Consider the following 12474-nt stretch of genomic DNA (forward strand, 5'->3'; position numbering starts at 1 on the left):
GGGCCGCACGGGCCCGAACGTCGAGCGGCGGGGCGCCCCTACCGGACGCCCCGCCGCTCCCTCCACCCCGGTGCCGCCGCCGAGGATTGACGGCGGCGGGGGATCATTTGGCCATCTTGGCCAGGATGTCCACGATGAACACGAGTGTGTCATCACCCTTGATACCAGCCTGGGGGTTGCCGTTCTTGCCGTACCCCTCGGCGGGCGGCAGCACGAGCATGACGCGGCTGCCGACCTTCGCACCCGTAAGGCCCTTGTCGAAACCGGGCACGGTGCCGCCGGTGCCGATCGGGAACTTCGCCGGCTGGCCCGACGTCCAGCTGGAGTCGAAGACCTTGCCGTCCTTCCAGAGCTGCCCCTGGTAGTTGACGACCGCCTCGTCGCCCTTGGCCAGCGCCGGGCCGGTCCCCTCGACGAGGGTCTTGACCTGAAGCTTGGACGGCGCGTCCTCCTTGGGCATCGTGACCTTGGGAGCCTTGCCCGCACCCTTGTCCTCGACCTTGGGCAGCTTCTTGTCGTCGAGCTTCTTCTCGGTGCCCTGCGGCGCCGCGCTCTTGCGGATGGTCGCCTGCACGTCCACGACGAACAGCACGGAGTCCTTGTTGGTGAGCCCGAGCTGCGAGCCCTGCTCACCGAAGCCCATCGACGGCGGGATCTCCAGGATCACGCGGCTGCCCGCGGTCTGCCCGATGAGGCCCTTGTCCAGGCCCTTGACGCCGCTCTTGCCGACGACGAGGGGCCGGTCGGGCTGCCCCTGCTGCTGCTGGTAGGACGAGCCGAGCTGCTTGCTGGTGCTCTTGTCCTTGGATTCGTCGGAGGTGGTCTTGGACCACTGGTAGAAGACGTACTTGACGAACATGGTGTCGCCGTCGGCGATGGCGGGACCGTTGCCCTTGATGGCGGTGGTCACCTTGAGCTTGTCCGCCGGTTCGAGGCTCTTGGGGATCTTGACCTTGGGCTCGGCGGCAAACTTCCCGCTGACCGAGATGTCTGGTCCGGGGCGGGTGACCCAGTACGCGGTGCCGCCGATGATGGCGGCGAGCGCGACGACGACCCCGGCGGTCGAGGCGATCCGCCGCTTGCGGGCCTGGGCCGCGGTCAGCCCGGAGGGCCGCGACGGTCCGCTGCCGCGTCCGGCGCTGATGCCGTGCGGGGTGAACTCCGGGCTCCGGATGTTCTTGGCGTTCGGGATCTTCGCCTTCGCCTTGACCGCCGGCTCGCCCCGGGGCTTGTCATCCTCGGACATGTTTCCTCACTCGCTCCGGCTTCGACGACATCACGAACTGTGGCCACCCTGCCACCACCGGTCTAAGCGCAGCGTGAAAACCGTGCAAAGTAGCCGACCCGCAATCTACCGGTCAAAACCGTGGCCGGTGCCGGTCCGGGAGGGCACATGGCAGGGAACGGAAGCCGCCAGGATACTGCCGCGCGGCGGCGGTCTCACGTCACCCGGGGCCCACCGGGGTGGCAGGCTAGAAGAATGCGCCTCGCGACCTGGAACGTCAATTCGGTCAAGGCACGGCTTCCGCGCCTGCTGACCTGGCTGGAGGAGACGAAACCGGACGTCCTGTGCCTCCAGGAGACCAAGTGCCACGCGGACACGTTCCCTTCGGCAGAAATGGCGGAACTGGGCTATGCCGCGGCGGCCCATGGCGACGGCCGCTGGAACGGCGTCGCGGTGCTCTCCAGAGTGGGCCTCGAAGATGTCTCAAGAGGTTTCCCAGGCGAGCCCGGCTATGGCGGCGAAGACGCGGACCTTCAAGCCGAGAAGACCGGGCAGGCCCAGCTTCCCGATCTCGCGGAGCCGGCCTTGCCCGGCCCGGAGGCGCGCGCGATCGGTGCCACATGTGGCGGGGTACGCGTCTGGTCTCTTTACGCTCCGAACGGACGCACTCCGGAGTCGGCCCACTACTCCTACAAGCTCGATTGGTTCAAGGCCCTGCGAGCGGCGCTGACCGAGGAGCTACGGCATGACCGTCCACTCGTGGCGTGCGGCGACTACAACGTGGCGCCCACGGACGCGGACGTGTGGGACCCGGCCGCCTTCCAGGGATCGACCCACGTCACCGCTCCGGAACGTCAGGCCCTGAGCGATCTGGAGGCTCTCGGCCTGCACGACGTCGTCCCCACCCCCATGAAGGGCCCTCACCCCTTTACTTACTGGGACCACAAGGTACCTTGATGTTACTTTTCTGTCGAGACACCAGACACAGAGAACCCCCCGGCCGCGTAAGTCGTGCTCGGGGGGATCGCCGTCTGAGTCAGTCGCGTTGTGCTCCCTCAGGCCAGATGACCCGCACAGGGACGCGGTGCTCGCGCGCGTAGGCGACCACGTCGGCCGTGCCGCCGTAGCCACGTGCGGGCTGGCCGTCCCACACTGCCCACAGCTCATCGGCGTGATCGGTCATGTAGGCGCTAGCGGTCATGTGAGCCTCGGCGTCGGAGTCAACGAACTCCAGCCGATGGATGCTGCGGGCGGCAGAAAGAAGCCGGTCGTACTCCGGCTGCGCCTCGTCGGGGAGCCCGTCGCGGTACCGCTGGGCGGGCACGATGGCCTCGATGAAGCCGCCGTGCTCCACGATTGCGCGGGCGAAGATCTGGTCTGCTCCATCCGCGAGGCAGGACAGACCAGTGATGTCGCTTGCCATGGTGGCGAGCAGCTTTCGGATGGCTTGGTCAATCAGTCGATCCGTCTCAGGCGGCATACCCCGGTGACCGGACACGGCGATTCGTGGCAAGACTGCTCCTCTAAAGCAAAGTGGCGCGTAGGTGACGGTCGAACTCACGGACCTTGGGCGTAGTTGGGCCTGAGTACTCGCGTCGGAAGCGTCGGGCGCGCTGAATCACCCGCTCGGAGGCATAGGTGGTACCGATCTTGAGTGCGTCGATGCCGAGTTGAAAAGCCTCGTCCGCTTGGCTGGTGTCCCGGTCCTGCTCTCCTCCCTGCCTTACAGCGGTGGCCACTTCGAGCATGACGGCGGCTCGTTGCTTCGGCGCGGGCTGTGTGCTGGTCAGAGATTCGGCGAACGCCGTCAGGGCTTGGCTCGGCAGGTTGAGTCGCACGGACACCAGAGCCCGGTAACCGGCAAGCTTGGCATTGTCGAAGGGGAAGACCCACGGCCAAGGGGTGGCGGCCGAACGGTCCTCTTCTATGGCGTGTTCCGCCTTGAGAAGGGCCTCGGTGCTGCGGGCGTCACGTCCCTCCCTCTGCGTGGCGGCATGGGCAAGGGCTTCAAGTGACGCAAGCCACGCGCTGGGGGTGGCGTGCGGGCGGGGGCCGATCTGCTTGCGCGCTTCCGCTATCAGCGCGATGCCAAGATCGGGATCTTCTGCTTCGACCTCGAACGTGGCGAGGCTGCCGAGCATGTAGGCGGTGAGCAGGTCATGCCCGGCTTGGCGTGCCCGGTTGATCGCCATGCGGTAGTAGGTGCGCGCTGTTCCGATGTCGTGCATGTCCGTGTGCAGCCACGCGGCGAATCCTGCGGCCTCGCTGACGGCGGCTGCGATATCGGAGGCGAAGGGCGAGCGTCCCCCCTGGTTGTAGCGGCGATCGGCCAACTCGACGTGTGCGACTACGCCGCGAGCGAGTTCACGGGCTGGCGTCGTGGGGTCCAAGCGCCGTTGGCTGCCGGTGATGGCCGTCAGGGTGGGCGCGGTGGTCTCGTCGAACTCGGCGTGTGTGGGAAGAGGCAGCAAAGCCAGTGCTAGGGCCTTGCTGAAGTCTCGGCGTTTCGTGGGATCGTCACCTCCAACGTCGCCAAATCGGAGTAGTTGAAGCGGTATTCCGAGTTGGCGTGATATGTCCCGAACCTGGTCGATCGTGAGTGGCTGCGCGTGCCTAAGCACTTTGGAAATCCAGCTCTGGGAGTAGCCCAACGCTATGGCCAAGTCCGTTTGCGTCCATCGGCGCACGCGGCGAACCTCGTCCATCAGCGTGGGAAAGTCGCAGGTAGCCAGGGCTGCGGCGACCGTAGGCGTGGACCAGAACGCCAGTGGGGTGCTCTGTCCTTTCAGATCCATGAACTTAGGCTACGTGGGTGTTCACGGCCTGCCCGTAGTCGTGACGGAACTTGCCCAAGTCGTCTCGGTGGTAATGGGTCCCTCGTCACAGCCCGTCCCGGCAGCATCGCTTTACAGCAACCCTCGACAGAAACACCTGCCCCACGAGGTGGTACCGGGACATGGGCATTCACGCGAAACGGACACAAACGACTCCGCCGACGACTCAACCACCGGACGGAACCAACGCACGCCCGGCCCCTGCGGCCTTGGACGCGAACAAGGATCGTCCTCCGTGCGGTCTGTTGCCGGTGATCACTTCCGTTCATTCGGAACGCTTAGAGGCTCTCCGGGCGGTTCAAGGGTGTTTCTCAGACCTCCGTGTGCGGGACATGGCGTGCGTACTCGTCGAGGCGGACGGGTACCCGGCGCTCGCGGTTTCCCGCCTGGACGGCATCGGGGGCACGCTCACGCTGGGGTGTGGCTACGTCCCGGTACAAGGGCGGTGGTGGATCGTGACGCGTCGCGCGGACGGTCGGACCGTGGGGCTTGCTCCGGTCCGGGAACCGCTCAAGGTGGCCCAAGTCGTGATTGCCGAGATGCGGCGGAGGACTGCTGCATGACGGCGGTACAGAACGCGGCGACGATGATGCCGCTGCGCGAGCTCGCGGGACTGTTCGCCTTGACCCTGGTCTATGGCGCTGCGTGTGCGGGGTTCGGGTGGGTTGTCGGCTTCGTCGGGAGGGGCTGACGTGAGTCCTGCGACGATGCGGCCCGCGCAACTCGCCCAGACCGCTGCCGCCGCTTTCGAGGAGGTCATGGCGGCTCAAGAGCGGCCCCGGTCGACGATCCGGCACGTGACCGACACCGCCCGCGAGCGGGCGGAGGCAGCGCTCAAACAGGAACCAGAGGCGCCCGCGCTGGAAGCGTTCGGTGTGGCCTTCAACGAGGTCTCTGGGCACGTGCGGACCCTGCTGGACGAGGCCGGATACCTCCCGGGAACGGTCACCACGATCCGGGACCAGGCTCACAACCTCGCCTACCAGGTGCACGCGACCGGGGACGCGTGGCATTCGGAGTTCCTGCGGGCGGCCCGCGCGCTCGTCCACGGCGGCCCGGACGGGTAGCCCCCCAAGTCGTCCGCGTGGACGGAGCCGCCTAGCTCGGCGTCCTCACCACGCGGACAGAGCCCGCGCAAAGTCGGTCCTGTTCCCGGGCCGTTCGGTGCGGGCGGCGGACCCCGGAAGCGGCCTGGGGTGGTTCCCTTTCCGGGGTCCGCACTGAACGGCTCACGCGGAACGAGTCGAGACGTTCCCGCGTGAGCGGCGGGTCCCGGGGTGTTGCCCCTCCCCCGGGACCCGTGCCAAAGCGCCCGTGCCGAAGTGGTGGGTCCCTTCCGTACGGGTAGGCGGGCCCCGGGTGGGATGCGTCGCGGTGACCGCACCCTCCCGGGGCCCGTACCAAAGCTCACACGCTCGGGGCTGCAACCGGGACGAGCGTGTGAGTCCCGTCCAAGGGTCGTCCCCCCGGCGCCCCTTCGGGCGGGGAGGCTGTCCGACGCGAGACCCCCGTCCTTGTAGCGACTGGCGGGCGCGGTCCGTTAGACAGCACAGCGGCCCCCGGAACCCGACCCGGCATCGGGGTTTCGGGGGCCGTTCACCGAACACCCCGTGACCGCGAACCTTCTGCGCTCATCGCCTGGCAGCTCCCGGCGTGCTGTTCTCGTCCTAAGGAGCATCACGGGAAGTCCGGTGGCAACCCTGACCCGTACCGCAGGGCCGTTCACGGCCCGAGGAACGGAAGCAGGGGCGGCAGCGCGAGCCCCCAACCCCTCGCCTGGTCGCATCCGCGCGGCGAGTGACTTGAATCCCGGCCGGTCGAACCCGACAACCGCAGGGCCGCGGCTTCCCTTGCGTGCCGACATGGCGGGGCCGTCCGATGGCCGTAGGCCACCCCGAAGGGGCGACCGCAGGGAGTCAGCCGGCGCCGCGTGCACCCTTCCAGCCCAACCGGCGACGAGCTAGAAGCCGCTGCCCGGCCCGGTCGGCGAGGGGGATGCATCACCAGGGTTTGGCCCGGCCCTGCGCGGTGCGGTGCGGGCGGGCCGTCCACAGCGTTACCGGGGGCTGTGGGCGGGCGCCGCGCGCGAACGGCGCCCCAGCGCCGCACGCGCAAGCGCGTGCGGCCGTCCACCGGCCCCCGGTCGGCTGTGGGCGGGCCCCACCACGCGCGAGACCCCCGCGCGCAGCGCGGGGGTCCTTGACTCTGTAGTGAAACTCCTCGACGGATGGTGGTCCGGGCTAGCTGGCCTTCTCCTGGTTCTCACTCTCGGTGATCTGGTTGCGGATGGCTCGGGCCTGCTGAACACGGTCGCGGGCCTGTTCCGCCCAGAAGTGTTCGCCATGCATGAGGCCGCTACCGAGGTAGGTCCATCGACCGGTGGTGATGGTGGCGCGGCTCTCGTCGGGTTCGGGGAGTCCCTCGGCCTGGCGGGCCGCGTGGGCTGCGTGGTCGGCTCGGGCCTGGCGCAACCGGGTCAACGTGACCGAGTAGCGGCGGGACTTGGACGAGAAATGCCCCCCGTACCCCAGCATGTGAGCCCACCCCCGTAGCCGTAGGTCGTGGTACGCGGGGAGGTCTGCCAAGGCGAAGCACGTCCAGATCATCCGGCGGGCGTGCTCGGACACCTTCAACGCGCGGATCTGGGTGGCGTACCGGATCGGCCGGTCGACCGTGCCGGAGTCCTCGGCACCCTTGGTGGCGTACTTGGCGATGTAGCGGGCCACGTGCTTGTCGGCGATGCCCTCCAGCTCGGCTGCCACCTGGATCGGCTGGATGTCGAGTTGGCGGCCCCACCCCAGCGTCAACGTGCGGCCCTCCCCTCCGGGGTGCGGAACGTCCACGGCCACCTGTGCTGCGGCGGTGCGCAGCGTCCGGGCGAGTAGTTCGGCGCTGGCCCATGCGGGCGGGGGCTGGTCGGGTCCATCGGGGCCATCCAGACGGATCACGGCGTGGAAGTGGATCAACCCCCGCCGCTGGTACTCGATCACCCGGGCATACGACAGACGGGCCTGCTCTCGCAGAGCCTTGTGTGTGATCCCCAACTCGGCCGTGATCAGCCTCGGCACGGCGAGGGTGAGACGGCGCCACAGCTCGGGAGCGTGGGCGTTCCACAGCACGGCGGCCGGATAGTCGTAGCAGTCGGCGCAGATCGGCTGTCCGGCCTGCGGGTCGTCGGCCTGGTGGCGGCGGCCGCATCCCTCCTGGCGTCCGTGCTGGCAGGTCGGTCGGTCCTTGCGTGGACGGCACGCCAGCACCTTGCCCGCCTTCTCCCTGCGGGCGTGGACGGCGCCGAACGAGGGCGCGGTGAGGGTGAGGAACACGCGCGGGTGCCCGCTCACCTCGTCGGGGACTCCCTTCCCTCCGGTCAGCCCGGAGATGATCAGGTGATAGGTGTCGTCCCGGTACACCTCGGCGCACGCGGCACAACGGGACGCGCGACGGTTCCCGCACCCGGTGATCAGGAACCCGGTCGGCTCGTCGGCGGTGGAGTACGACTCGATCAACTCGCCCGTCTCACCGTCCACGGTCAGACGCTCACCGCGTAGCCGTACCGGCTGCTCACACCCACCGGCAGACTTGATCATCTCGTGCCAGCGATCAAAGTCCGGCATCGCCGCACGCTCAACGGCGGCGGCCACCTCGGCCGGTAGCTCCGGCATCTGCGGGGCGCTCATGCGGCGCCCTGCATCGGGTTGGCCTGCTCGTCGGCGGCGGCCTGGAGCTGGTCGGGTTCGGCGTTCGTGGCGGTGTCGGTCAGAACTACGTTGAAGATGGTCGCGATGCGCGTCCACTTGGCTTCGGTCCAGCGGGGTGACTTGGCGGCCTGGCGCTTGCCCCATTCACGGGCCTGCGGGCTGGGCTCCAACCTGGGCAACTCCTTCTCCCTCTCGTGAGGGAGCACGCGCGACTACCAGAACAGAGAAGTGATCTACGAGAGTAATTAGATTTCACGTCTAATAAGCTGGAGTTTTTTTTGGCTGCTATGTGCGGGGCCGTCCCTACTGGCCCCGGGTGCCGGTGCCTACCCGGCTTCACTCGGTGTCCTGGTGTCCCTTTGAGCGCGGGCTCCCGATCACCAGGAATACCCGATGCCGTCCAAGATCGAACCTGCGAAGATCCCCGTCGCGTAGGAGTTTCTACCGTTTGTGGTTGTCCGTTGATGACCGCTGGTATCCATTGGCGTCCACTGGTGACTGGTGGCGTCTGGCTGCACGTCGTGAAAGAGTGACGTAGGTCATAAAGGACGCCCCAGGATCCGCGCTCCTGGGGCGTCTGGGCAAGGTTGGTGATCACTCACGCCAGACGAGTTCCAACAGATCGGGATTGAACGGTCGGCGGCCCTTGCCCGCCGGATGAACGATCACCGCATGTAGTGCTTCCCGGATGTAGCCGCGCTTCTGTGAGAGGTCCAGACGATCCTCGTCGGTCTCGGAGTACCAACGGCGGCGGATCGCAGTCAGGTCTTGGGCTGCCCGTTGGGCGGTCAGGTTGAAGCGCTCTTGGTCGGCCCTCAGCTGCTGGATCTCGGGTTCGAGTCGCTCGACCTCTGTGAAGAACAACGTGTTGGAGATCGTGTGCTTCGCGAAGCGCAAGCGAAGCTCGCGCATCTGTTCCTGCTTCATCTCCAACTCGCGCTCTCCGAGCCAGGGGCCGACATCTGTTGGGCCCGTCGTCCGCTCCTCAAGCTTCGCCAAGACGGCCTCGGTGACGAATTCGTCTACTACGTCACCCCGGCGGGTGAGCCGACCGCAACCACCAATCGCAGGTGCCTTGCACAGGTACCGGTGGTAGTCGGCATTGGTGACCTGCCCTGCGCGAAGTGGTCGGTGGCATAGCGTGCCGTCGTCCAGGACGACACCGCATCGTGCGATGGCGCTCAGCAGGTAGGAGTGTTCACGAAAGTCTCGCGGAAGTTGGCCCTGGTCCCCTCCGAAGCGGTCGATGACCTTGCCCTTTCGCTCGGCGAAGATCGCGTGTAGAGCCTGCCACTGGCCGGGAGTGATGATCGGTTCCCACTGCCCCGACACCGGTTCGCCTCGGTCGTCCATGATCAGTTCACCGCGAATCATGCGCCATCCGCATAGGCGCGGGTTCTTCAGGACACGGGACAGACTCACGTGGACCCAATCGTTCCCGCGTGGTGTCTTGACGCCCTTGCGCTGCCACTCGTTGCACAGGGCCGTTACAGATCCGCCTGCCAGTACTCGGAGGGCTGCCTGGCGGAGGAGGGGAGCCTCGACGGGATGCAGCGTCTTCCGGTCTTCCAGCCATCCGAAGGGACGGTTACCAGGCAGGATGTTGCCCTCCCGTGCGCGGGCGCGGTGCCACTCACGTGCTCGTCGGCGCATCTTCTTGATCTCCATACGAGAGATCACGGCGCCCATGAGACCCATGCTCTCGACGTCTTCGCTGTAGAGGTCCTTGAAGCCTCGGGCGTCGGCGTAGACCCTGCCCTCCTCAAAGGTCAGCGCGTCCACGAAGCGTTCGTAGTCTCCGGTACGGCGGACGAGTCGATCGTCGGCCACCACGATGCACCCCATGACGCGGGTGCCGTCTGCGAGTTGGCCTGTGCGGAGTACTCCAAGCATCTCCTCGAACTCGTCGCGGATCACTCCGTCCTTCATCGCTGACTTGTCGTTGTCGGCGAACCTGGCCACGATCTTGCAGCCAAGTCGCTTGGCGGTGAGTTCGTTGACGCGTCGTTGGTCCTTGACGGTGTGCTCGTCCTTGCTCTTGTCGGCGCTCGCTCGGGCGTAGTCCACGACGGAAATCAGGTCACTCTCGGTCATCTCTACGGAGCCTCCCTAGAGGTACATCAGAACACCTTCTAGGATTACCGGGCCGGCATGTTCCACAAGAACATGGGCATGCGCATCGACCTCTTCTATGCGAACGAGTCGCTTGCCGGCAAGGTCGGTTCCGCCTACGTGGACCGTGAGGCGCGCAAGGGCAAGGGGCCCTCTGATCATGCTCCGGTGGTCGTCGACGTCGACCTCGGCTGATCGGAGAGGCGGGCCAGCAGCCGACGTTTGCCGTTCTCGGGAAGATCGGTCTGCCCCAGGACGGTGAATCCGTCCGGAAGCAGGGAGGCGGGTTCGCCGTCGGCCAGGCACCACTTGTCGGGAAGCGACGGGCGGGTGCGCTTCGCGTCCAGGGTGAACGCCTCCCAGCCGAGCAGTCCGCCCGGTACTACGGCGCGGGCGGCGGGCTCGAAAAGCGCACGGTCCCAGTAGCCGGTGCACAGGACGAGCGCGTAGGCGCCCGCCTGGGGACGCCAGGCGTCGAGATCGGCCTCCTCGATCGAGATGAGCTCAGCGAGGCCGCGACGGCGCGCCTCGGCGGCGAGGCGCCGCAGGGCGACGTCGGAGACGTCCACGGCGAGGACGCTTCGCCCGCTCTGGGCGACCAACAGCGCGCTCCCGGACGGTCCCGATGCCAGATCAAGCATGGGGCCGTCCGGGAGCGCAAGCGACAGCGCACGCGCCGCCAGCGGATGCGCCGTGAACGGCGTCTCCGCACTGCCCTCGTATTTGGTGTTCCACCGCTTCCGGTCCGTGTCGGCCACGCGCCGAACTTTACGCCCGCCCCCGCCGGCGTCGGCCGGTGCCGGTCAGCGGCGCTCGGCTATGAGCAGCATGAACATGGCGGTCGGGAATCCCTGGCGCCACCACGGGTCATCGGTCAGCTGCTCTTGCGTCGGGTGAGGCTCACGCAGGTCCGCGATGACGAACCCGGCGTCTCGGAGCGTTCCAGAGTAGAACTCCAGCGGCCTCAGCCACGATGTGATCATCGCCGGTGATTCCAGGCCGTCCACCAGGAAGTGCTGGTCGATGCCCCGTGAGGCGAAGTAGCGCGTCGCCGGGACGGCATGCATGGCGCCCCGCTCGGAGTGCTCGACATAGAAACAGGGGTGCAGGGTGAGGATGATCAGTCGCCCGCCGGGCTTCAGCACCCGCCCGAACTCGATGATCGCGTCCGTCGGGTCCTGTAGATGACTGAACAGGTGGTTGCAGACGACGAGGTCGAAGCCCTTGTCCTCCACGGGCATCGCGTCGACGCTCGCGCAGGTGAACGTCAGGGTGCCGCCGGGTGAGTCCTGGTGCACGGCCCCCGCCGCGTCGACCAGGCTCTGACAGACGTCGACACCGACGACGTCCGCGCCCCGGGATGCCAGCGTGCGGGCGAAGTAGCCCTCACCGCACCCGGCGTCCAGGATCCGCAGGCCCTCGCACGGCCCGACCGCGTCCAGGACGGCCGCGTCCGTCAGTTCGTTGCGGTACCGGTCCCGGCGTTCACGGATGATCTTCACCCAGTACTCGGCATTGGACTCCCATCTCTTCTGTGTCAGATTCGCGATCGCTCGCGCCGTGTCTTCCACCAGCTCCCCTCCCTCGGCATGGGGGTTCAAACCATGCCCTTGAGCCGCCTCACCAGTGCGTGGCAGGTGTCGCGGATTTTTCTGTCCTGGCAATCGGCCCCGCGCAGTTCCAGCGTCAGGATCAGCTCGTTGAGCTTTCCGCCGAACGTGGGGTCGCGTTTCAGGGCCAGCGGGATGTACGTCGACGCCAGGTAGTACACGTAGGCGTCGTTGTAGACGACGATCTCCCGCAAGACCTCTCGTGCCGTGTTGACGAGCACCAGGGAGCTGGGCAGTGTGAAGTCGGAGCTTATTCGGCCATCGCGCGAGTAGGTGGGGAAGGCCCATTCCTCAAGGGCCGCGTACACGGGGGTCGTGTCGAGTTCCTTGCGGTACCGCTCGGCGAGCTCGAGGTCGCCGGAGCTGATGAGGTAGCCCATGACGACCCCGCGCATCATGAATGCGGTCTGCCGTCCGGGCACCTCGAAGCCGAGATCGGCCTCCAGCGCCCCCGTCACCTTGCTGACCTGGTGCGTGAGGACGTTCAGCGCCAGGATCGAGTGGAACGAGTACGTCTTGCGGTTCAGCCGGGGAGCCAGGTCGATCGACGACTCGTACAGTTTCTGGGGGTCGTCGAGCAGCCCCTCGCCCGGCTGGGTGGAGTAGAGGGCCGAGAGCGCGCGGTCCTGTTCACGTCCCCAGAAACGGGCGATGAAGGAGGAGGTCTTCTGGGTCGCCTGGCCGCGCATGATGTGCAGCCCGGCTTCCAACGCGTTCAGCAGATGCTGCTGGGAGACGGTGGAGTTCTCGAACGCCTTCAGATCGACCGTGAGCCCCTCGGAGTGCAGGTCGGCCACAAGGCTGTCCCGGCGCTTACGGACGGAGTGCGCCATCGAGTACTCGGCGATTCCCGGTACCGACGACATGAGGCTCTGCAGGGATCTCCCGCTGACCCTGTCGAGCCATTCTGTGTTGTCCCAAAGTCGGAATATGGTGCTCTCGTCCAGCCCGGAGAAGGCCGCGACGTCGGACATGTTGAGACCCATGTCCTTGGT

The 12474-nt window shown here is 67.0% G+C and carries 13 protein-coding genes; 4 read left to right on the forward strand and 9 right to left on the reverse strand.

What is annotated here, in order from left to right; all coding sequences use genetic code 11:
• Nucleotides 1–103: 103 nt before the first annotated feature.
• Complete coding sequence (locus AMA02S_RS28345; protein ID WP_067463826.1) at nt 104–1246, reverse strand: FKBP-type peptidyl-prolyl cis-trans isomerase; 1143 nt, start codon at nt 1244–1246, stop codon at nt 104–106.
• A 234-nt stretch (nt 1247–1480) separates the two neighbouring features.
• On the opposite strand from AMA02S_RS28345, the gene AMA02S_RS28350 reads away from it, so the two are divergent.
• A complete protein-coding gene (locus AMA02S_RS28350; protein WP_067463829.1) occupies nt 1481–2182 on the forward strand; it encodes an exodeoxyribonuclease III in 702 nt (233 codons plus the stop codon).
• A gap of 79 nt (nt 2183–2261) precedes the next feature.
• Here AMA02S_RS28350 and AMA02S_RS28355 read toward each other — a convergent pair whose 3' ends face one another.
• Complete coding sequence (locus AMA02S_RS28355; protein WP_067463832.1) at nt 2262–2738, reverse strand: hypothetical protein; 477 nt, start codon at nt 2736–2738, stop codon at nt 2262–2264.
• Nucleotides 2739–2748: 10 nt separating this feature from the next.
• A complete protein-coding gene (locus AMA02S_RS28360) occupies nt 2749–4020 on the reverse strand; it encodes a helix-turn-helix domain-containing protein (protein ID WP_067463835.1) in 1272 nt (423 codons plus the stop codon).
• Between the two features lie 598 nt (nt 4021–4618).
• Here AMA02S_RS28360 and AMA02S_RS44760 point away from each other — a divergent pair.
• Nucleotides 4619–4750 (forward strand): hypothetical protein, encoded by a 132-nt coding sequence (locus AMA02S_RS44760; RefSeq protein ID WP_281181928.1) that lies wholly within the window; start codon nt 4619–4621, stop codon nt 4748–4750.
• Between the two features lies 1 nt (nt 4751).
• On the forward strand, nt 4752–5126 hold the full coding sequence (locus AMA02S_RS28370) for a hypothetical protein (RefSeq protein ID WP_157430876.1): 375 nt from the start codon (nt 4752–4754) through the stop codon (nt 5124–5126).
• A 1173-nt stretch (nt 5127–6299) separates the two neighbouring features.
• Here the strand turns inward: AMA02S_RS28370 and AMA02S_RS28375 are convergent.
• From AMA02S_RS28375 to AMA02S_RS28385, 3 genes are all read right to left on the reverse strand, one after another.
• The gene (locus AMA02S_RS28375) at nt 6300–7736 is read right to left on the reverse strand and encodes a replication initiator (protein WP_067463844.1); all 1437 of its coding nucleotides are present in this window, start codon (nt 7734–7736) and stop codon (nt 6300–6302) included.
• Nucleotides 7733–7936, reverse strand: coding sequence for a hypothetical protein (locus tag AMA02S_RS28380; protein ID WP_157430877.1), 204 nt, complete (start codon nt 7934–7936; stop codon nt 7733–7735). The genes AMA02S_RS28375 and AMA02S_RS28380 overlap by 4 nt, the downstream gene beginning before the upstream one ends.
• A gap of 415 nt (nt 7937–8351) precedes the next feature.
• Nucleotides 8352–9851: a recombinase family protein gene (locus AMA02S_RS28385; protein WP_084265681.1), complete on the reverse strand. Its 1500-nt coding sequence runs from the start codon at nt 9849–9851 to the stop codon at nt 8352–8354.
• 57 nt (nt 9852–9908) lie between these two features.
• On the opposite strand from AMA02S_RS28385, the gene AMA02S_RS42210 reads away from it, so the two are divergent.
• Nucleotides 9909–10064, forward strand: coding sequence for a hypothetical protein (locus AMA02S_RS42210; protein WP_218005143.1), 156 nt, complete (start codon nt 9909–9911; stop codon nt 10062–10064).
• Here AMA02S_RS42210 and AMA02S_RS28390 read toward each other — a convergent pair.
• The 3 genes from AMA02S_RS28390 to AMA02S_RS43035 are packed head-to-tail and all read right to left on the reverse strand — an operon-like array spanning nt 10028 to nt 12453.
• On the reverse strand, nt 10028–10627 hold the full coding sequence (locus AMA02S_RS28390) for a methyltransferase domain-containing protein (protein WP_067463850.1): 600 nt from the start codon (nt 10625–10627) through the stop codon (nt 10028–10030). The genes AMA02S_RS42210 and AMA02S_RS28390 overlap by 37 nt on opposite strands.
• 45 nt (nt 10628–10672) lie before the next feature.
• A complete protein-coding gene (locus AMA02S_RS28395) occupies nt 10673–11440 on the reverse strand; it encodes a class I SAM-dependent methyltransferase (RefSeq protein ID WP_169806908.1) in 768 nt (255 codons plus the stop codon).
• A gap of 26 nt (nt 11441–11466) precedes the next feature.
• Nucleotides 11467–12453: a hypothetical protein gene (locus AMA02S_RS43035; protein ID WP_169806909.1), complete on the reverse strand. Its 987-nt coding sequence runs from the start codon at nt 12451–12453 to the stop codon at nt 11467–11469.
• Nucleotides 12454–12474: the final 21 nt, after the last annotated feature.

This window comes from Actinomadura macra NBRC 14102, from assembly GCF_001552215.1.
Lineage (GTDB): Bacteria > Actinomycetota > Actinomycetes > Streptosporangiales > Streptosporangiaceae > Spirillospora > Spirillospora macra.

What these genes read in the sequence shown, in the direction of transcription:
- AMA02S_RS28345 (WP_067463826.1), bottom strand. Translation starts at nt 1,246, where the DNA reads ATGTCCGAGGATGACAAGCCCCGGGGCGAGCCGGCGGTCAAGGCGAAG.
- AMA02S_RS28350 (WP_067463829.1), top strand. Translation starts at nt 1,481, where the DNA reads ATGCGCCTCGCGACCTGGAACGTCAATTCGGTCAAGGCACGGCTTCCG.
- AMA02S_RS28360 (WP_067463835.1), bottom strand. Translation starts at nt 4,020, where the DNA reads ATGGATCTGAAAGGACAGAGCACCCCACTGGCGTTCTGGTCCACGCCT.
- AMA02S_RS44760 (WP_281181928.1), top strand. Translation starts at nt 4,619, where the DNA reads ATGACGGCGGTACAGAACGCGGCGACGATGATGCCGCTGCGCGAGCTC.
- AMA02S_RS28375 (WP_067463844.1), bottom strand. Translation starts at nt 7,736, where the DNA reads ATGAGCGCCCCGCAGATGCCGGAGCTACCGGCCGAGGTGGCCGCCGCC.
- AMA02S_RS28385 (WP_084265681.1), bottom strand. Translation starts at nt 9,851, where the DNA reads ATGACCGAGAGTGACCTGATTTCCGTCGTGGACTACGCCCGAGCGAGC.
- AMA02S_RS42210 (WP_218005143.1), top strand. Translation starts at nt 9,909, where the DNA reads ATGTTCCACAAGAACATGGGCATGCGCATCGACCTCTTCTATGCGAAC.
- AMA02S_RS43035 (WP_169806909.1), bottom strand. Translation starts at nt 12,453, where the DNA reads ATGTCCGACGTCGCGGCCTTCTCCGGGCTGGACGAGAGCACCATATTC.